Origin of the sequence: Mucilaginibacter sp. PAMB04274 (assembly GCF_039634385.2) — a bacterium.
In the GTDB taxonomy this organism is placed as follows: Bacteria; Bacteroidota; Bacteroidia; order Sphingobacteriales; family Sphingobacteriaceae; genus Mucilaginibacter.
Genome location: NZ_CP155081.2, coordinates 5,329,238 through 5,348,014 on the forward strand (window position 1 = coordinate 5,329,238; position 18,777 = coordinate 5,348,014).

Annotated in this window: 16 protein-coding genes; 3 read left to right on the forward strand and 13 right to left on the reverse strand. The window is 42.3% G+C overall.

Annotated elements, in window-relative coordinates; all coding sequences use genetic code 11:
* Positions 1–66 precede the first annotated feature (66 nt).
* Genes ABDD95_RS22795 through ABDD95_RS22805 form a run of 3 tightly spaced genes read right to left on the reverse strand, consistent with a single transcriptional unit; the run spans position 67 to position 3,274 of the window.
* Complete coding sequence (locus tag ABDD95_RS22795; protein ID WP_345949671.1) at positions 67–1,752, reverse strand: cytochrome c biogenesis protein CcdA; 1,686 nt, start codon at positions 1,750–1,752, stop codon at positions 67–69.
* A gap of 3 nt (positions 1,753–1,755) precedes the next feature.
* The gene (locus tag ABDD95_RS22800; protein ID WP_345949672.1) at positions 1,756–2,202 is read right to left on the reverse strand and encodes a protein-disulfide reductase DsbD domain-containing protein; all 447 of its coding nucleotides are present in this window, start codon (positions 2,200–2,202) and stop codon (positions 1,756–1,758) included.
* Between the two features lie 10 nt (positions 2,203–2,212).
* Positions 2,213–3,274, reverse strand: a complete 1,062-nt coding sequence (locus ABDD95_RS22805; protein ID WP_345949673.1) for a PLP-dependent cysteine synthase family protein — start codon at positions 3,272–3,274, stop codon at positions 2,213–2,215.
* Between the two features lie 160 nt (positions 3,275–3,434).
* Between ABDD95_RS22805 and ABDD95_RS22810 the strand changes: the two genes are divergently transcribed.
* Positions 3,435–3,908: an Lrp/AsnC family transcriptional regulator gene (locus ABDD95_RS22810; RefSeq protein ID WP_345949674.1), complete on the forward strand. Its 474-nt coding sequence runs from the start codon at positions 3,435–3,437 to the stop codon at positions 3,906–3,908.
* 87 nt (positions 3,909–3,995) lie between these two features.
* Here ABDD95_RS22810 and ABDD95_RS22815 read toward each other — a convergent pair whose 3' ends face one another.
* The 10 genes from ABDD95_RS22815 to ABDD95_RS22860 form a co-directional block, all read right to left on the reverse strand.
* Positions 3,996–5,108 carry a TlpA disulfide reductase family protein gene (locus ABDD95_RS22815; protein ID WP_345949675.1) on the reverse strand — a complete coding sequence of 371 codons (1,113 nt, stop codon included), beginning with the start codon at positions 5,106–5,108 and terminating at the stop codon, positions 3,996–3,998.
* 21 nt (positions 5,109–5,129) lie between these two features.
* Positions 5,130–6,251: a TlpA disulfide reductase family protein gene (locus ABDD95_RS22820; protein WP_345949676.1), complete on the reverse strand. Its 1,122-nt coding sequence runs from the start codon at positions 6,249–6,251 to the stop codon at positions 5,130–5,132.
* Between the two features lie 19 nt (positions 6,252–6,270).
* Entirely contained in the window at positions 6,271–7,404 is a 1,134-nt protein-coding gene (locus ABDD95_RS22825; protein WP_345949677.1) for a TlpA disulfide reductase family protein, read from the reverse strand.
* A 12-nt stretch (positions 7,405–7,416) separates the two neighbouring features.
* On the reverse strand, positions 7,417–8,874 hold the full coding sequence (locus ABDD95_RS22830; protein ID WP_345949678.1) for a RagB/SusD family nutrient uptake outer membrane protein: 1,458 nt from the start codon (positions 8,872–8,874) through the stop codon (positions 7,417–7,419).
* 14 nt (positions 8,875–8,888) lie between these two features.
* The gene (locus ABDD95_RS22835; protein ID WP_345949679.1) at positions 8,889–12,494 is read right to left on the reverse strand and encodes a SusC/RagA family TonB-linked outer membrane protein; all 3,606 of its coding nucleotides are present in this window, start codon (positions 12,492–12,494) and stop codon (positions 8,889–8,891) included.
* A gap of 222 nt (positions 12,495–12,716) precedes the next feature.
* Entirely contained in the window at positions 12,717–13,844 is a 1,128-nt protein-coding gene (locus ABDD95_RS22840; protein ID WP_345949680.1) for a FecR domain-containing protein, read from the reverse strand.
* Positions 13,845–13,929: 85 nt separating this feature from the next.
* Complete coding sequence (locus ABDD95_RS22845; RefSeq protein WP_345949681.1) at positions 13,930–14,532, reverse strand: RNA polymerase sigma-70 factor; 603 nt, start codon at positions 14,530–14,532, stop codon at positions 13,930–13,932.
* A gap of 341 nt (positions 14,533–14,873) precedes the next feature.
* Positions 14,874–15,293, reverse strand: a complete 420-nt coding sequence (locus ABDD95_RS22850) for an SRPBCC domain-containing protein (protein WP_345949682.1) — start codon at positions 15,291–15,293, stop codon at positions 14,874–14,876.
* A 297-nt stretch (positions 15,294–15,590) separates the two neighbouring features.
* On the reverse strand, positions 15,591–15,971 hold the full coding sequence (locus ABDD95_RS22855) for a DUF4260 domain-containing protein (RefSeq protein WP_345949683.1): 381 nt from the start codon (positions 15,969–15,971) through the stop codon (positions 15,591–15,593).
* Between the two features lie 62 nt (positions 15,972–16,033).
* Complete coding sequence (locus tag ABDD95_RS22860) at positions 16,034–16,603, reverse strand: cyclic nucleotide-binding protein (protein ID WP_345949684.1); 570 nt, start codon at positions 16,601–16,603, stop codon at positions 16,034–16,036.
* A 184-nt stretch (positions 16,604–16,787) separates the two neighbouring features.
* Here ABDD95_RS22860 and ABDD95_RS22865 point away from each other — a divergent pair, with 184 nt between their 5' ends.
* Both ABDD95_RS22865 and ABDD95_RS22870 read left to right on the forward strand, forming a co-directional pair.
* Positions 16,788–17,762: an NADP-dependent oxidoreductase gene (locus ABDD95_RS22865; RefSeq protein WP_345949685.1), complete on the forward strand. Its 975-nt coding sequence runs from the start codon at positions 16,788–16,790 to the stop codon at positions 17,760–17,762.
* Entirely contained in the window at positions 17,759–18,667 is a 909-nt protein-coding gene (locus ABDD95_RS22870; RefSeq protein ID WP_345949686.1) for a helix-turn-helix transcriptional regulator, read from the forward strand. Before ABDD95_RS22865 ends, ABDD95_RS22870 begins: the two co-directional genes overlap by 4 nt.
* Positions 18,668–18,777 lie beyond the last annotated feature (110 nt).

Below are 18,777 nucleotides of genomic sequence, written 5' to 3' on the forward strand. Positions count from 1 at the left end.
TGGCCCACTAACAGCCAGTACAATGTGTTTATTTAATAGTCTATTATTGTGGTCATTAAAAGCGTATTACCTGCCCAACTTTTGGTAAGCCTGCAAACCGCTATCTAAAAATTTCAGGTAACTAACCGGATCATAATCTGCTCCGCCTGCCGGTACCAGCAAATTGCCGCTATTATCCAACAGTACATAAAAAGGCTGCGAATTAGCCTGAAACTTTGATGCTTCCAGATTGCTCCATTTGTTGCCTATAGTTTTTATTTGTTTTCCCTGCGGTGTAGTAATTTGTTCGGTTTGTGCCAGATCGGTCTTGTCATCAACGTATAGCTGTATCAGCACATATTGCTGGCTAATGCGCTGGTAAACCTCTTTATCGGTCCAAACACTGGCTTCCATTTTTCGGCAGTTAACGCAGGCGTGTCCGGTAAAATCAATCATCACGGGTTTATGCACTTTGGCTGCATACGCCATACCCTCATCATAATCAAAATAAGGGTTTAAGCCTGCCGGCTTATCAAAAAGCTCAGCATATTTATGTGGTGCCTGCTCATGGGAAGATGACGTGCTGAGTCGTCCGCCACCATTCAGGGTAGCCGTATACAAGTCAAAATCCTGCGTTGACTGCGGCGGCAAAAGCCCTGATAAGGATTTAAGCGGCGCCCCCCATAAGCCCGGAACCATGTATATGGTGAACGACAAAACGACAATGGCTAAAAACAGTCTGGGCACCGAAATATACGGCAACTTACTATCATGGCTAAAGGTTAACTTGCCCAGCAAATAAAAGCCCATTAGGGCAAAAATGACAATCCAAAGTACCAGGAACACTTCACGGTCAAACAGTTTCCAGTGGTAGGCCAAATCAACGTTAGAAAGAAACTTGAAAGCTAAGGCAAGTTCCAAAAAGCCTAATACAACTTTTACACTATTTAGCCAGCCGCCTGATTTGGGTAACGACTGCATCATACCCGGGAACATAGCAAACAGCACAAACGGTATAGCCAGCGCCAGCGAAAAGCCAAACATACCTACCGCAGGCCCTAATAACGCACCAGTAGTTGCAGCCTGCACCAATAACGAGCCCACAATAGGGCCCGTACAACTAAAAGACACAAGCGCCAAGGTAGCCGCCATAAAAAAGATACCCGCCATGCCGCCTTTGTCCGACTGCTGGTCCATTTTATTGCCCCATGAACTGGGTAACGTTATTTCGAAAGCGCCTAAAAAAGAAGCGGCAAATAACACCAGCATTAAAAAGAACAGAAAGTTAAATACCCCATTGGTAGAAAGGCTATTAAGCGCTGCCGGCCCGAATATGACCGTTACAATTAACCCCAGCACTACGTAAATAACAATAATAGAAATGCCGTAAATGAGCGCCCTGCCAACCCCGCTTCCCTTGCTTTCTCCACTTTTTATAAAGTAACTTACCGTCATGGGCAGCATTGGGAAAATACAAGGCATCAGCACGGCGGCAAAACCACTTATTAAACCGGCGATGAATATGGCCCATAATGATTTTTTTACGTCTGTTTTGGATGCCGTTGTATGATTGTTTTTTTGCGCTACAGCCTTTTCCTTAACGGTGTCGCTGTTTTTAATAATAATAGCGTTGCCCGTATCAGCCGTAACGGGCGAAAACTCCAAATTGGCTGTTGATACCGTATCCTGGCTGTAAGCATTTACAGCCAAACCCGTCGATAACATTAAGGTTACTAATAGCAACCGGTATAAGTGTTTAAATTGAAGGGTCATTGCTTATTTAACAGGGATGCTAAACTCGATAGTTTCGGGCGGCAGGCATTGCTTGTCATTGCAGGTCATATATTCTAACGTGCCTTTTACAGTAGCCTGACCGGCTTTCAATTTAATTTTTTGCTGAAATATAACCTGCTTTTCAAAGAAGCTTACATTCATGCTAAACACCTTTTCATAACGGGTAATAGGAGCCGGCTCGTGGGTTTTACCAACCAGTGTGTATGCCGGCGATGCTGCGAATGTAAAAGTGGTTTTTACCGGGCCGCCTTCTTTAACGGTTTGTGAGTACAGGTGCCATCCCGCATCAATTGTTGCTTTAACAAATATCACGGCTTCTGCTTTTCCGGTTTTTTTACTGCCGTAGCTCCATTTTACCGGAGTTAATATTTGTGCGTGTAACTGCAGGCTTACCAGTATGGTTGCTGCTATAAATAACATCTTTTTCATTTATAACAAATTATTTTATGTATGTGTCTTTAAGTCGGCTAATAGGATGATAGCCGGTGAAATTAACGTTGGTAGACAGGTAGCCTTCTTTAACGGGCTCGTCCTTCATGAGGTCTGTGCTCAGGTACTTTTTATTATCATCACAAAGCATGGTAACAATGGTCGCGTTGTAACCCATTTGTTCTTGCAGTTTGATAGCGCCAATTAGGTTTGCACCTGATGATATGCCTACCGCCAAGCCCAATTGCCGGGCTAGCTTCTGCGCCATCAAAATGGCATCACCATCATGGGCTTGTATAACTTGATCCATTTCATCCAATTTCACAATGGCCGGTATAAACTCATCAGATATACCCTGAATACGATGGCTGCCCACTTTATGACCGGTGGTTAGCGTTGGCGATTCGGCCGGCTCTAAAGGATGGATCTTTATTCCCGGCTGCTGGGTTTTAAGGTATTTACCTATACCCATAATGGTACCACCGGTACCAACGCCCGCAACAATGGCGTCTGGCTGTTTACCTATGCCTGCAAGCTGTTGCCATATCTCGGGGCCGGTGGTTGTTTCGTGGGCTTCGGCATTGTAAAGGTTTTCAAACTGCTGTGGTAAAAATATATTTGAAAATTCATTAGCCATGTATTCGGCCAGTGCTATACTGCCCAAAAAACCTCCTTGCTCTTTACTAATCAGTATAACCTCGGCGCCCATGCTTTTAATTATATCAATGCGCTCTTTGCTTAACCAGTTAGGCAAAATTATTTTAACCGAATGGCCTAATGCACGGCCAATTGCTGCAAATGCAATACCTGTATTGCCACTGGTAGCCTCTACTATGGTATCACCAGGCTTTACATTACCATTAAGGTAGGCCTTGTACATAATGTATAAAGCCATCCTGTCTTTAATGCTGCCGGTTAAATTGTAATGTTCGCATTTTACATAAATGCACCCCGACTTACCTTTATACTGGTACTGCAATTCCAGCATAGGTGTATTACCTACTAGGTGCCAAAGGTTGTTAAATTTACTTTCAAGTTCGGTACTCAAACCAGCTGTCAGACTATCGTTCACGCTTATAAATATTTACAGTAAAAATCAACATATATAAATTATGCATCAATGATTACGCTAAAACCCATAAATTTTACGGAATATTGCTTATATTTTTATATTATTTACAGTGTAAGTTACAGTTTGGATCGCTTACTAAATTTTTTACGGATTTCGATTTATGATTATGACCATAAAGGGTTTGGACAATACAGATATAGACATACTTAATCTACTACAGAAGAACGCTGAATTGACCAATAAAGAGATCTCGTTCACCCTGCATAAGTCAATTGCTACGGTTCATGAACGGATTAGACGCTTAAAAGAACAAGGATATATTGATAGGGTGGTAGCCATTTTAAACAGCAAAAAAATTGATAAATCGTTAATTGCTTTTAGCCAGGTACTTTTAAACGGGCATGCGGCAGATACGCTCCGTCAGTTTGAAAATGAGGTGGTTCAATTTCCCGAAGTAATGGAATGCTTCCAGATGACCGGCACCTTCGACTTTCTATTGCGCATTGCCACCAGCGACATGAACGCTTACCACGATTTTTACCGGCATAAATTAGCCACACTTCCTAATATTCATTCTATACAAAGCTTTTTTGTATTGTCGGAAACCAAAAGCGATACGGCTTATCCTATCTGATAATGTATATCCGGTATAACCCAATGGGTCATGCTGGATATACATTAATGTTATTAGCCTGTAGAGGCTAATATTGGCTAACCGGTATTATTTTACCAGGGCGGATAGCTTAGTCATCAGTTCCTCGCCGCGCAGGTTTTTGGCAATTACTTTTCCGGTGGGGTCTATCAAAATGTTTTCGGGAATGGCAGATACGCCATACTTAAGGGCAACATCGTTTTTCCAGCCTTTCAAATCACTTACCTGTACCCAGGGCAGTCCGTCCGTTTCAATAGCTTTTAACCAAGCCGCCTTTTTATCATCTAACGATACACCAATAATTTCGAAGTTTTTACCTTTTAGCTGATTGTAAGTTTTTACAACATTAGGGTTTTCGGCACGGCAGGGCGCGCACCAGCTTGCCCAAAAATCAACCAATACATATTTGCCTTTAAAGTCAGATAGTTTTACCGGTTTGTCGTTTACATCATTTTGTGTAAAGTCCATTGCTAATACGCCTAGATCTTTCTTTTTGGCAATGGCAATCTTTTCGGCCGTTTGTTTACCCAGTGCCGATTCGCGTAGCGCTGCTGAAAACTTATTGAATTGCCCATCTGCAACTTTTGGATCGAAATTATAACCTAATCCTATATTGTTAAAGCTCACTAAAGCGACATAGGAGTTAGGGTGCGATTCAATAAATTTCTTGTACAAAGCCTTTTCTTCGGCAATCATATTCCGTAAGCTATCAGCCGCTTTAACATAAAGCGGATTTTCGGGTTGTGGTTTAACACCAGTCCATGCTGCCTTTAAGGCATTCATTTTAATTCTTAAAGGCTTAATATATTCGTTCAGCGCTTTATTGTCATCATTAATAACAGAGCCTTTAATAGAAGCGCGTTTAACTGAGTCGGGGGCGTTTACCATAATACGGGCGTTTTCGAGATACAAACCCAAAATATCCATATTCCTGGTTAATGGGGCAGCATCATGCCTGATGGTTATGCCCGCCGGTACCGGTGATGCCACCGATCCTTTAAATGCAAACGTACCATTTTTCATCTCTACCGAATCGACAACCCGCTTACCATCCACCATATAGGCCAGGTATGCTTTGGCAGGCGCATTCAAGTTACCTACTTTGCCGGTAATGGTGTAGCCGCTTTGTGCCTTTCCTAAAAATGGTAGCAGGCACAGCGTTGCAAAAAATATTTTTTTCATAATTGTATTTACTAATGCCTTTTATTTAATATAGGTCGACAATGTTTGGGTAAGGTCTTCGCCACGAAGGTTTTTGGCAATAATTACACCTTCGGGGTTGATTAATACGTTTTGAGGAATTGCGGTGATGCCAAATTTAACGGCAACATCATTTTTAAAGCCTTTTAAATCGCTTACTTGTATCCACGGCATAGCATCCTGCGCTACGGCTTTTAACCAGGCAGCCTTGGTTTCATCTAAGGAAATTCCTACTATTTCCAACTTCTTATCTTTCAGTGTACGGTAGGCTTTTAACAAATTAGGGTTTTCGGCACGGCAGGGTGCACACCAGCTTGCCCAAAAATCAACTAATACGTATTTGCCTCTTAATGCCGACAGCTTAAACTCATTACCTTTGTCATCGATCTGGGTAAAATCAAGCGTTTTACCTATTGATAACTGCATTGCTTTCTGATACTTAGCTACCAATCTTTGCCCGGTAAAGCTAGCTAACACCCTTTTGCTAAGCGATTTATAGTAAGGGTCAAAAACTTTAGGGTCTATAACTGCAGCCTTTTCGTTAGCTACCAAATCGAGCGTCACGTAGGAGTCGGGATGACTAAAGATAAAAGCATCTAAAGCCGCATTCATTTTAACACCTAAAGGTTTACCTTCGGTTTGTATCCGCTTAATTTCGGCTGTATCTTTTGCCGACCTGGCTTTCAGATACCTGTTGGCTAATAGCTGATACTGGGCCGATAGCGGTCCCATTTGACTATCATAAGCAAGGTAATCGGTTTGGGCCTGGGCACCGGTGATTTTTGCGTTTTTGATACTATCAGCAGCTACCACCGTGTACTTTCCTTTTTCCAGATAAAAATCTTTGTAATCGGTTTGGCGGCGGGCCTTAACACTATCTTTCTTGCTTGGCACTAATATAAGATAGGCCCTGTTGCCAAATGCTGTTTCGCCGGTAAACACAAATTTACCTGCTTTAACGGCTACTGTATCACTCTTATCTTTGCCCTGGCTGTTTTTGTAGCTAAGTATGGCAAGCTTTTCGCTACTCGGATTGGTAAGCTTTCCATTGATCTCAAACTTATCTTGTGCATGCACCATCAATGGCAATGCGCACAGCAGGGTTATCATTACTTTCTTCATCATCGTACGTATAGCAGATATTTTATTTAATGTATGCTGAGAGCTTGGCTGTTAGATCATCCCCACGAAGATCTCTGGCCACAATAACACCCCGAGGGTCAATTAACAAGTTTTGCGGTACCGAATTAACGCCGTACAAAATTGCTACCTCGTTTTTCCAGCCCTTTAAATCACTTACATGAATCCAGGGCATACCATCTTTATTAATAGCATCCACCCATTGCGGCTTTCCCATATCTAACGATACACTTACAATCTCAAAGTTTTTGTCTTTTAAGGCTTGGTAGGCTTTACGCACATTGGGGTTTTCGGCACGGCAGGGCGCGCACCAGCTGGCCCAAAAATCAACCAATACATACTTTCCTCTTAATGAAGACAATGTGAAGGCTTTACCATTAACATCGTTTTGGGTAAAATCGGTAACCTTTATACCTGCCTGACCTCTTTTGGCAATCTCAATTTTTTCAGCTGTACGCTTGCCCAGCTCTGATGCTTGCAGTTGGGGAGACAGCTTATGGTACAGCGGCTCCACAGCAGCCGGGTTAAACTTACTGCCTAAAATTGAATAACTGTAAGTATACAACCCCATAAACGAATTAAGGTGCGTTTCTACAAACTTCAACTTAATGTCTCTGATCTCGGTAACCCAATTGGCTACACTGTCTGATGCTATCTTTCGCTCTTCGGCAGTTAAGCTTGCGGAAGCTTTGTTGTATTTGGAGAACTTATTATTAAGCCTTATAATGTTATTGGTTAAAGGTCTAACCTGGGCCTCCAGCTCATGACTTTCTCTATCGGCAACCGAGCCGGTTACCTTTGATTTTATGATAGAGTCGGTAGCAGTAAATACAATATTAGAATTTTCGAGGAAAAAGCCTAACTGATCGCCCTGAGTACGAACCTCAGGCACACCGGTTCGCTTAACAGCTAAGATGGCCTGCTGCGGTTCGTTAACACTGCCTTTGAACTGAAATTTACCGCCCTTTACTTCTACCGAGTCGGTTTCTTTCCAGGCTCCTTTTTGAATGGTAACCAGGTAAGCTTTGGCCGGCACTTTTAAAGCCGGCATTTTACCGGTTATGGTATACCCGCTTTGTGCCATTAAAGCTAGCGGCCATAAGCCGGCCACTAGCAATATTGTTTTTTTGAAATTCATATCAATCATCAATTATGGATTGTTTTCGATGTTAGGATTCTGATCAATTATTTTTTGCGGTAAGCGCAGTGTCAAACGTTCGGGCTTTAATTGAAAAGTAGTGGTGGTACCTGTTGCCGAATACAGCGTATGCGTATAAGTGGTTGAGGAGAACAGCGGATCTACAGAAAGCCGCCTCATATCAAACCACCTGTAACCTTCAACAGCAAACTCGCGGATACGTTCATCCAAAATAAACCTGAGCAGCGCCACTTGCTGGTTGGCAATAGCTGCCGGAACAGTAGCATCAGCAGCCGGCATACGTTTTACGCGTAATGCCTCAACATCTGCCTTGGCACCAGTGAGGTCATTTGTGCGGCACCGGCATTCGGCTCTCAGCAAATAAAGGTCGGGCACTTGCATGCCAAACAAGGTTTGCGAATTTTTTTGTTTTCGTAATACGCCTGCCACCGGAAAAGGAAGTTTGGTACTGTAAGTAGAATTGGCATAAAATTTTAAACGCTGGTCTGAAGCACCAAACAGGGCTGCCGTTTGCGGTGTGATTACAATATCGTTATATGAACTGGTAAAGCCGTTTGCAAACTGTTTAGAGTAAAGGCTTTCCGCGTTGTTGGGCAACAAAATTGAAGCCGGGCCCGAGGTGGCGTTTATTGGTAAAAAAACACCGCCGGTTGCAAATTCAACATTGTAGTCATACAACTTAACCGGTGTACCCTGGTTGGCCATGTCGGTAAAAGCTGCATTCAGCATGGTTAGTGCATCATTATAACGCCCCATAAACAGATATACTTTCCCTAATATAGCTTCGGCTGCTGCTTTTGACATGCGAGTTCTGTTAACTACCTGCGGTGTAAGGTTAGGTATGGCTGTTACCAGGTCTTTGATGATAAAATCATACACGTCCTTCACACTGGCCCTGTCAAACTTTGTTGTAGTCACATCGGCCACCTCTACAATAGGAAATCCAGGATCAGTTGCAGCGGTAGCAGCATTATAGGGTTTTCCGTAGTAATTGATGAGCATGAAATAAGCCCATGCCCGGCCTGCTCTGGCTTCCGATTCAATTTGAAGTTTAAATTGAGCAGTACCATCAGTTGCATTGGGCACTTCGTTAATTACCTTATTGTACAGGTAAATATTCCTAAGCGGCACTAGTGTTTCACCGGCATCTTCGTTGGCTTCGTAAATAACAGGCTCCCAGCGAAAACTCCTCTGCGTTTTTAATGAGGCCGACAAGCCCGTACTAAAGTGCGGTTCAATTGCAGCAACTTCATCACCCATAGCAACCTGCACATTAGCGGCGCCCATATTCAAAAGATCGAGGTTACTTAAAAGCAGGCTATAGTCTGAAGAGGTTTGTGCAACAAGTTTTCCTTTAGGAATTACTTCTAAAAAGCTTTTTTTACAAGCGGTTGAGGCAACCACCAGTAACAGGGCTAAAACCGTTATTTTATGATAGTTATGTTTCATTTCTTTTGAGATTGTTATAATCTTACATTTAATCCGAAAGTTACTGTACCCTGGTTGGTTCGCAGAGTTCTGTAACCGTCGATACCACTTTGAAATTCGGGATCAATACCATCTTTATTGGCTTTCCACAACATTAAGTTTGATACTTGCGCGCGCAGGGTAACACCTTCGGCATGGATCTTTTTAATTATTTGTTGCGGTAAACTATAGGTTAGCGTTATATCACGCATTTTAACAAATGATGCGCTGATCACATTAATATCGGCAAGTGTATAATAACTAATATCCCGACGTGCAGCTATGGTTGGATTCGCTACAAAAGACGGAATGTTGGTAGTTAGTTCATCGCCCGGCTGTCTCCAGCGATTAACAAAGTCGGCATGAACGTTGCCGGTTGTAAATCCGTTAGAGGTTGAGCTGTGGGTTAAACGGGTTGAATAAAAATTATCAACATCTCTACGCATTACATGCCCTAAGTTGAAAATGGCATTCAGGTTAAGCCCAAAAGATTTGTAAGTGAAGTTGTTAGATAAACCACCGCTCCATTTAGGTTGTGTACTGCCCATAAACTTAATATCATTTGGCTTGCTTGCATTTAATGCTTTGGTTACTGTACCATTAGCCAAACGTATTTGCGGGTCGCCTAGGTTATCTAAACCTGCGTACTCGAACGCAAATAAGGCATAGCCAGGGTAACCAGTTATAAATCGCTGGTTTACCATGCCATTGGTGCCACTGCCTGTAGTAACGGGCGTGGTAATTATATTTAAGCTGGTGATCACGTTTTTGTTGTAGGCCCCGTTAAGTGTAGTGCTCCAGGTAAAATTTGGCTTGCGTACGTTAACAGAAGTTAAACTCAACTCTACACCTTTATTTTCCAAATCGCCTAAGTTGCCATATATGCTTGGGTAACCTGTAAAGCTATTAGTGGGTACATAGCCCAACAAATCCTTTGTTTTCTTTTGGTAAATATCAATAGCGGCACTCAAACGGCTATTTAAAACGGCAATATCTAAACCTAAGTTAGTAGTAGTAGTACCTTCCCAGGTTAATGACCTGTTGGCAGGTGTTGCAATCTGTAGCCCGCGCCCGTTAGGTAAAAAGCTATTGGAAGTACCCGAAATAATATCATAAGATGCTGCTGTACCTGGCGTAGGTGCATTACCTGATATACCGTAAGTTGCGCGCAGTGCCAGGTTATCTAACCAGGTTACATTTTTCACAAAGCTTTCTTCACCAATTGCCCATTTACCGCCTACACTCCATACTGGTTTATTTTGCGCGGCCGTATTAATACCAAAGTTGTTGCTTTTATCAATACGGTAACTGCCGTTAACCGTGTACTTGCGATTAAACGTGTAACTTGCATTTCCATAGTAAGAGACGAAGCGGCTTAACACTTCGACCTGACCAAAGATCTGATCATTTAACTGGCTTACATTGGCACCTAATATACCTGGCCAAACCGGGTTAGCCAAGCCGGCATTCAAAGTTTTATAATCAACCAGTACTCCAGTTTGCAATAAAGGATCCCAACCTTTTATACTGCTTAAATTGAGAATATTAAATTGTTCCTGTACCTCCTGGCCTGCCAGTAATGTAAGCTGGTGCAGCCCGTTACTCCAGCTCTTGTTATAATCTAACTGGTTGCGCACAGTCCAGTTACGTTGGTTTATATTACTTACCTGATAGTTGCCACCAGTATTGGGCAGGTTGTAAACGGGTGTTGAGGTGGCGGTAGGTGCAACGGTAAATTGTGCGGTTTGCGCTCTTACCCTATAACTGTTGCGGTCGTCATACTCGCGCGTGCGATTGGTACTTTTTATAAAGCTGAATGTCCCAGTATAATTTAAACCGCTTATTAGCTTCACGCCAACGTTGAAAATATTGCGGCTCAATAAAAAATCGTCTTTTTTGTAACCATAATTTACTTCATCAAGCGGGCTGTAATTTAAATTGATGCGGCTGCGGGTTTCATAATCAAGTCTAACCGCATCGGGCAAACTGGTCATGTATGGCAGTGAAATATTATTACCTGCGTTATCCTGAAATAATTGGTAAGGATAAAATTGGTTAGTAGCGTTTATATTACGCGGACTGTTGCTAACAGTGTTGGTTAAGTCGGTTATTAGACCCAGGCGAATGCGTGTACCTATGTTAAAATCCTGGCGTAAATTAACTTTATACGTGTTGTTGCTTTGACCTGGACTATTGCTGCGGTTATCTGTATAAGCTAAAGAGCTATAAAACGCATAATTTTTTTGCCCGCCCGAAACCGATAAGGTATGATTCATCAGCATGGCGTTACGGTAAAACAGGTCTTTAATTTGCTGATTATTGTTAATAGCGGCTAAGCTATCTAAGCTACTGTTAGCCTGTGCAGCAGTTATTTTGCCTAAATTTTGGTTGTACAAAATCACTTCATGCGGCGCTAACCCGGCACCGGCAGTTGGTAAGGTAACGCTGTTGTAAGGATAAGCAACCGGGTCAAAGGTTTCCCGGGCGGCCTGTATAAACTGCTGGCTGTTTAGCACCGGAAAGTAATTCAAATCGGGCTTACCCTGAAAGTTCACAAAAGCATCATAAGTAACCCTTACTCTCTCACCTCTAAGGCCTCTTTTGGTAACAATAACAATTACACCATTAGCAGCCCTTGAGCCCCAGATTGAAGCAGCGGTAGCGTCTTTAAGAACCGTAATATCTGCTATATCTTGTGGATTGATACTATTTATACCAGTTACAGAACTTATATTAGTAAATGAGCTTCCACTTACATCAGGCAACGGAATGCCATCCACTACATATAAAGGTGATGAGCTGATAGATACCGAAGTTAAACCTCTGAGGATATAAGGGGAAGCCGTTTGCCCGGGTGCATTATTTACGGTTAAACCTGGTATTAAACCATCCAGCCTTTGCAAAACGTTCATACTAGTTGAGCGGTTTACAACTGCATTCAGATCGGGCTTGGCAAATGAGCCTGCGCTTCTTTCTTTAGCAATAGTTTGGTAACCGTTTGATATGATCGAAACCTCCTGTAAACGGCTAACATCGCTTTTAAGTATGATGTTAAGATTTGCGGCGTTTTCACGGGTAACGCTTACCTGCTGGGTTACAAAACCAATGTAAGATATCTCTAATACGGTACCTATTTCAATGTTCTTCAGCGTAAATGCACCATTTACATCGGTTGTTGCAACTGTGTTATTTGCCTTTGACCGAACGTTTGCACCAATAAGCGGCGTTCTCGTCGAATCGCTCACTACACGTCCGCTTACATCTGTAGGTATAGCAAATAAATTGATTGCTTTTTCTAAAAGCGTTTTTTGTTTTTTTGAAACAACAACCGATTTGTCTTCAATAGAATACTCCAGTGGTTGCCCAACAAACACCCGCTTAAGCACATCATCCAAATTGCCATTGGTTACTTTAATAGTAACAGGCCTTGAACCTTTTAACAGGGATGTGGTATAAAGAATATCATAACCAGTTTGTACCCGTATTTTATTAAATACCTGCTCTAACGGTGTATTTTTTTCCGATAGGCTAACCTGTTGCGCATAGGTTGATGCGCTTACCTGAAAAATAGCTATAATTAAAAGTAGGGTGGTTAACTTCATAGTCAAAATCCAATGATGGATACAGCCTGGCGGCTGCACAAAAATTTTAGGGTAAAATTTGTACATTTGGGTAACATGGGTTTAAGCGAATTGCCTTTGCATTGTGGTAATAGAAGAGGCATAACGCAGTTTATCAATAGTTTATAATTTCGAATCCATTGTTAAGGTCATTCCGGGCTCAATCGGAATGGCTTTTTTTATGGGAGGGCAGTGGGGTAAATTTTACTGGATGATTGTCACCCTCCTTCCTTCAATTTTATAATGAACGGCTTTTGTTCTCTCCAGCATTTTTAAAACCTGGCTTATATTTTTTGATCGGGATATTGTACCGCTAAAGCCTTCATTTAAAGGTTCTCCCTGGTATTGCATGTCAATATTATACCAGCGTGATAGCTTACGCATTACACTTTCAATTCGCTCATCGTTAAATTGAAAATAACCGTTTTTCCAGGCTATGGCTTCATCCAGATCAACCGCTTTGTTTACGTTTAAACGGCCTTCGTGTAAAACCGACTGCTGCCCGGGTTTGATAATTGTACTTGCGTCATTCGCAGACACTTTTACAGAACCTTCTAATAAGGTAGTCTTGATGTTGGCTTCATCCGGGTAGGCATTGACGTTGAAATGCGTTCCCAAAACTTCAATTACCTGTTTGTCTGTAACTACCTTGAAAGGCTTGGCGGCATTATGAGCTACCTCAAAGTAAACCTCGCCGGCAACTTCAACTTTGCGTTCTGTGCCCTTAAAAATGGTTGGGAATTTAATAGATGATGACGCATTCAGCCAGACGTTAGTGCCGTCGGCCAATGTAAGGTGATATTGACCTCCTACAGGCGTATTAATGGAGTTATACTCTACAGTGTTGTCATTAACGTCAGTTGAATTTAGCTGATAAGTTAAAAATCCGTCTGCGGCTTGTTTAATCCTTTTACTGCCTTGCACCGCAAGCTTGCGATTTTCAGCATTGGTTAAGTTTATTTGCTGACCATTAGCTAAAGTTAAAATAGCTTGATTGCTGCCCGGCTTAATGGCAGACAACTTTTTTTCGATAGTTGCTGCATTGTAATTAGCAAACAGAAAAAAAGCGCCTATGCCTAAAAAGATTAAAACAGATGCTGCTGCAAGAATTTGTGGCAGCAATTTACGAACGGAACGATTAGCCTGCAGATGCGCAATTACCGCCTGGCGCCCCCTTGAATGGGCCTCGTTTATACTTTGGGCTGAGGGCTCAACAGTACTCTCCGACAAGTCGTAAAGGTGCCAGCTCTCAACAATTGCCCTTTCCTGCTCATTGCAGGTACCTTCTGCATATTTTTGAATTAATTTTTCAGGCGTATTTTTCTCTTGCATACATAGCTATCCCTATGGGGATATAACATATGTAAGCTAAACACGGATTAGGGCCCAGATATATTTATACTTTTTTAACAAAATGTTAATATTTTATTAAAAACAGCAGAAAGGATACTAAACCAAGCTTAATTCTTAAACTTTTTAAAGCATTACTAACTTGATTTTTCACTGTTTTTTCGGAGATGTTGAGTTTAAGTGCAATTTCCCTATGCGAAAGATGCCCTTTTCGACTCAATTCGAATATTTCTCGCATTTTATCGGGTAACATAGCTATTTCTTTCTCAATTAAACGACTAAGTTCTTTCTCCCGCACTACATAATCAGCCTGAACGGTTTCCCGGTCTATAAATTTTTGAAAAGAAACTGCATAATCTGTTCTAACTTTTTTACGGTCGAGCAAATTAAAAAATTTATACCTAACTGCGCTATATAAGTAAGATGCTAAACTATGCTCAAACGTGATGGTGTTACGTTTATCCCAAAGGTAAAACAGCACTTCCTGCACAATATCCTCTGCTTCGTTTTCGTCTTTGGTAATTTTACAGGCATATATATACAACAAACCCTGGTAGCGATCATAAATTTGGGTAAACGCAGAATGGCTGTTACCCTTCATTAAAGATATTAGTTCCTGATCAGTATAATATTGATAATCTTCCACCTCTTCTATAGCGAATATAATCAATAATTATGATGATTGTCAAATCAGATGGGTGTTACACTGCCCATCTCGTAACAAACTGTTTTAAATTAGCCCCTTTTTTAGCCCATTTTGCGGTTCGGCGCCTTCTTCTACGTATTAATGCCTTAAGATCCGGGCTTGCCTTACTTTCGAACTTATACCTTGCCTGAAAATTGATGACAACGTGTGGATTGGCGATGGGGTAATCATGCTGCCGGAACAACCATTAGAAGAACGCAGTAGTTGATGCACTTAGCGTTACTACCACGCGTTGCACCTTCAAAACCGCAATGAGGCAAAGGATCGTATCTATAATTGAGCCATACATACGGAAAGGATCAATTCTAATTCTCTCCCAAATAATGTTTTAGTTTGTTACCAATGATCCACTTCCAGCCATCTTCAAATCGGTGCCTCGCAAAATGCGGATCACTTGGAAAGCTTAACAGCCCCGTATGTGTTAGCTTAAGCCGGGTTTGGCTACCCTCCCTGATTAATTCAAATATTACCTCTGAAGCACCGGGGTACCCGTGATAAGTCCAGCTATGCGCCAACTTTTTTCCACTTAGTACTTGTGTAACCTGCCACTGCTTTTTGAAAGATGATCCGTCATCATCAAACTCCATATTAAATCCTACCGAAGGCTCAAACCGCTTCAACTGAGGAAAGTACCATATTTTCATAGCATCTTGATCAGTTAGCGCTTGCCATACCTTTTCTATCGGCGTATTATAAACCTGTTCCATTTTAAAGGGAATATCCATAGGTTATCTTTAGTTTTTTTAAAAATAGTAAGAGGCCCACGCACAGCTAATCCATTAAACTTCTAATGTAGATGCCTGCACAAATAACGCCCGTGAGTTCTAATCGTTTAAATACATTTGGCATCTTTAAGGATACCAACTATGAAAGACAGGGAGAAACATATTTTCCACAGGGATGTATAGGATGCACTCGATCTGATAGGCGGACGGTGCGGGGCGCATCATGGCGTCGCTTTGTAACAGCCCCAAGCGCTTTTTACAGCTTAAGGAGGATTTGGCGCCGGTTACCGCCAAGGGTTATTTATCTTTCCCAATCCAGCCCGAACTGGTATGCTTAAAATCATCAGGAAACTTAAGGCCGTAACCCAGCATACGATCAAACGATGAATGCGCTACCAATAGTAAACCGCCGGTAATGAATATATCCAGGTGCATAAGAAAGCCGGTAGCCAGCAGGGCCAGTGCTACCCCCCGGTGGTGAAACAAATTGTAGGTAAAGGCTCCTATCCGAGCGTTCGCAACATACCCCAGCATCGAGAAATCAGGGCTAAAAAATAGTAACACCCACAGCCAAACCGGCAAACCAAGGTTGTATTTTGATAAAAGATAAATAGCAACTGCTGTTATGGCTGCTTCTTCAAATCTAATGGTGAAATCCATCGCTTTTTCCTGATTCATGACACTAATTTTTGGTTAGGTCAAACGTAGGCGCGAAACCGGGGGTTTGCGCTTGACAAAAATCAAGAAAGCATTTTTCTTCTAATCCGGCTAAAGGTCTCGGGTGTCATACCCAGCATAGAGGCCAGGTATTGCAGCGGTACCTGGTTAAAGAGTTCACGGTTCTGATCGAACAGTTTTTGGTAACGCTCTTCGGCCGTCATGGAGATGAAGTCGAAAATGCGGTTCTCCAACATTACAAAACATTTACCCATAAACAGTTTCTCAAACTCATGCCACTTGGGCACCAGCTTTCCCATCGTCAGGTATCCTTCATAATCGATTGTGAACAAACGCATGTCGGTTACAGCCTGCATATTGAAACGGGAAGTATTACGAAACATAAAGCCCTGAACATCCGTGACAAAATACCCGGCTGTGCCTATCCACTGGGTAACCTCTTTTTCAGGCAAATTGATGTATACCCTTAAAATACCGCTTTCTATAAAGCTAAGCTTATTGCAAAACTTACCTGTCCGCAGCCAGTAGGCACCTTTTTCCAGCGTCTCGGTCTTAAACAATCCGCTCACGCGCTGACAGTCATCCGGACTAATGCCGAAATGGTGATGGATATAAGTTTCAAGTTCGTTCATTGGGGTGTTTATTAGCAGGAGCAAATCAAAGGTTTATATATCAAATTATTCAAAGCAATTTTCTACTGCAGCTTAAAACGGCTTGCAATCATTAATTTGCAGAATTTCGGCTAACACAAAGCGTATTTCGGCTAAATGCCGATCAATATCAGTAATGACCTTTGTTTTATAAAATTTAACAACCATGAAAGCAGTAAGAGTCAATGAATATGGTGGACCAGAGGTCATGAAAATCGAAGATATAGCTCAGCCTGCTCCAGCATCCGACGAGGTTTTGGTTGAGGTGTATGCAAGCGGTGTCAATCCGGTGGACTGGGTGATCAGAAGCGGGGCGAACGAAAGCCTGCGTTCGTTCTTGACGTTGCCCATGACATTGGGTTGGGATGCGGCCGGAGTGGTTGTTGAAGCCGGCAGCGAAGTGACTTACTTAAAACCGGGTGACCAGGTTTATGGCGTTCCCAACTTTCCGGGCGATGGAAGTTACGCAGAGTATTGTGTTGGTAAGGCGACCCAGTTTGCCATCAAACCGCGCAGTCTTGATTTTACGCAGGCCGCCGGTGTACCATTAGCAGCCTTAACTGCATGGACCGGTATATTTGCACACGGCGATCTCCAGCCGGGTCAGCGCATTTTGATCCAGGGCGCTTCGGGCGGCGTAGGTAGTTTTGCAGTGCAGTTTGCCAAATCAAAAGGCGCCTACGTAATCGGCATGGCATCTGCAGATAATGTGAATTACGTAAAGCAATTGGGCGCTGACGAAGTAATTGATTACAAAACGCAGCAATTTGAAAGTGTACTGCGCGATATTGATGTAGTACTCGAAGCTTCGCCAACCCGTAATAACCGCGAGCGGGTAAAAGCTGTTGCCGTTTTGAAAGAAGGCGGTACGTTTGTAAGCGTTAATACCGACTTTCCATTCAATGACGAATTGATGGAAGCGGGTAAGGCCAAAAAAGTGAAAGTTGCTTTAGCTGCTAATCAGCCCCAGCAGGAATGGCTAAAAGAAATAGCTGAATTAATTGATGCTGGAAAAGTACAGGTTTTGATCAACAAAGTGTTTCCTTTGGAACAGGTGGCCGATGCTCATCGCGCAAGCGAAACCTGGCATGTAAAAGGCAGACTGGTTTTGAACATCAAAAAAATAAGCATTACGGCATGAGGCATTTCAAATCGATAGCGGAATTTCATCATTTTGTGGGCTTACCGGCGCCGCTCCATCCGCTCATCAGCGTTGTAAACGTAGCTACAGTACCCCATTCGGATAATCCCGATCCACAAAGCATGGCAATGGACTTTTATTCCATTTCTGTAAAAAGAATGATCAACTTTAAAGTGCAATATGGACAGCGCCCATTCGATTTTAATGATGGCATCATGTCTTTTATACAGCCTAACCAGGTACTAAACATTGGTGTTGATGACAAAGGCAAGAAGGCGGAAAAATCAGGGTGGGTGATCTACATCCATCCTGATTTTTTGTGGAATACGGCGCTAGCCAAAACTATCCGGCAATATGATTTTTGGGATTATTCATTAAATGAAGCATTGTTTTTGTCTGAAAAGGAAGAGACAACCATTAACAACATCATTCAAAGCGTTTTTGAAGAGTACCAAGCTAATATAGACCGGTTTAGCAAAAGCATCATTATTTCGCATATTGAAGCATTGCTGAACTATGCAGACCGGTATTATCATCGCCAGTTTATTACCCGCGAAAAGTCGAATCATCAGATACTTGAACGGGTAGAAACCTTACTTGCTGACTACTTTAATAACGATGACCTGCTGTTAAAGGGATTGCCTACCGTTGCCTACGTTGCAGAATCATTAAACCTTTCGCCCAAATATTTGAGCAGCCTGCTCAAAATCCTCACTGGCCAAAGTGCCCAGCAACACATACATGAAAAGCTGATTGAAAAAGCCAAGGAAAAATTATCGACCACAGAATTATCAATAGGCGAAATTGCTTACAGCTTAGGGTTTGAGCATTTGCCGTCGTTCAGCAAGTTATTTAAAGCCAAAACCAGTAAAACACCTGTAGAGTTCAGGGCCTCATTCAATTGAGTGCCTAAATGCTAGTCACAGGCTTGCTCGGCAAAACTTATAAACCCTTTGTGCATGCAATCCCTTTAAATGAGAGGTAAATGCTCCTATCAATTTGCTGCTTTAAAATT

What these genes read in the sequence shown, in the direction of transcription:
- ABDD95_RS22795 (WP_345949671.1), bottom strand. Translation starts at nt 1,752, where the DNA reads ATGACCCTTCAATTTAAACACTTATACCGGTTGCTATTAGTAACCTTA.
- ABDD95_RS22800 (WP_345949672.1), bottom strand. Translation starts at nt 2,202, where the DNA reads ATGAAAAAGATGTTATTTATAGCAGCAACCATACTGGTAAGCCTGCAG.
- ABDD95_RS22810 (WP_345949674.1), top strand. Translation starts at nt 3,435, where the DNA reads ATGATTATGACCATAAAGGGTTTGGACAATACAGATATAGACATACTT.
- ABDD95_RS22815 (WP_345949675.1), bottom strand. Translation starts at nt 5,108, where the DNA reads ATGAAAAAAATATTTTTTGCAACGCTGTGCCTGCTACCATTTTTAGGA.
- ABDD95_RS22820 (WP_345949676.1), bottom strand. Translation starts at nt 6,251, where the DNA reads ATGATGAAGAAAGTAATGATAACCCTGCTGTGCGCATTGCCATTGATG.
- ABDD95_RS22825 (WP_345949677.1), bottom strand. Translation starts at nt 7,404, where the DNA reads ATGAATTTCAAAAAAACAATATTGCTAGTGGCCGGCTTATGGCCGCTA.
- ABDD95_RS22830 (WP_345949678.1), bottom strand. Translation starts at nt 8,874, where the DNA reads ATGAAACATAACTATCATAAAATAACGGTTTTAGCCCTGTTACTGGTG.
- ABDD95_RS22835 (WP_345949679.1), bottom strand. Translation starts at nt 12,494, where the DNA reads ATGAAGTTAACCACCCTACTTTTAATTATAGCTATTTTTCAGGTAAGC.
- ABDD95_RS22840 (WP_345949680.1), bottom strand. Translation starts at nt 13,844, where the DNA reads ATGCAAGAGAAAAATACGCCTGAAAAATTAATTCAAAAATATGCAGAA.
- ABDD95_RS22850 (WP_345949682.1), bottom strand. Translation starts at nt 15,293, where the DNA reads ATGGATATTCCCTTTAAAATGGAACAGGTTTATAATACGCCGATAGAA.
- ABDD95_RS22855 (WP_345949683.1), bottom strand. Translation starts at nt 15,971, where the DNA reads ATGAATCAGGAAAAAGCGATGGATTTCACCATTAGATTTGAAGAAGCA.
- ABDD95_RS22860 (WP_345949684.1), bottom strand. Translation starts at nt 16,603, where the DNA reads ATGAACGAACTTGAAACTTATATCCATCACCATTTCGGCATTAGTCCG.
- ABDD95_RS22865 (WP_345949685.1), top strand. Translation starts at nt 16,788, where the DNA reads ATGAAAGCAGTAAGAGTCAATGAATATGGTGGACCAGAGGTCATGAAA.
- ABDD95_RS22870 (WP_345949686.1), top strand. Translation starts at nt 17,759, where the DNA reads ATGAGGCATTTCAAATCGATAGCGGAATTTCATCATTTTGTGGGCTTA.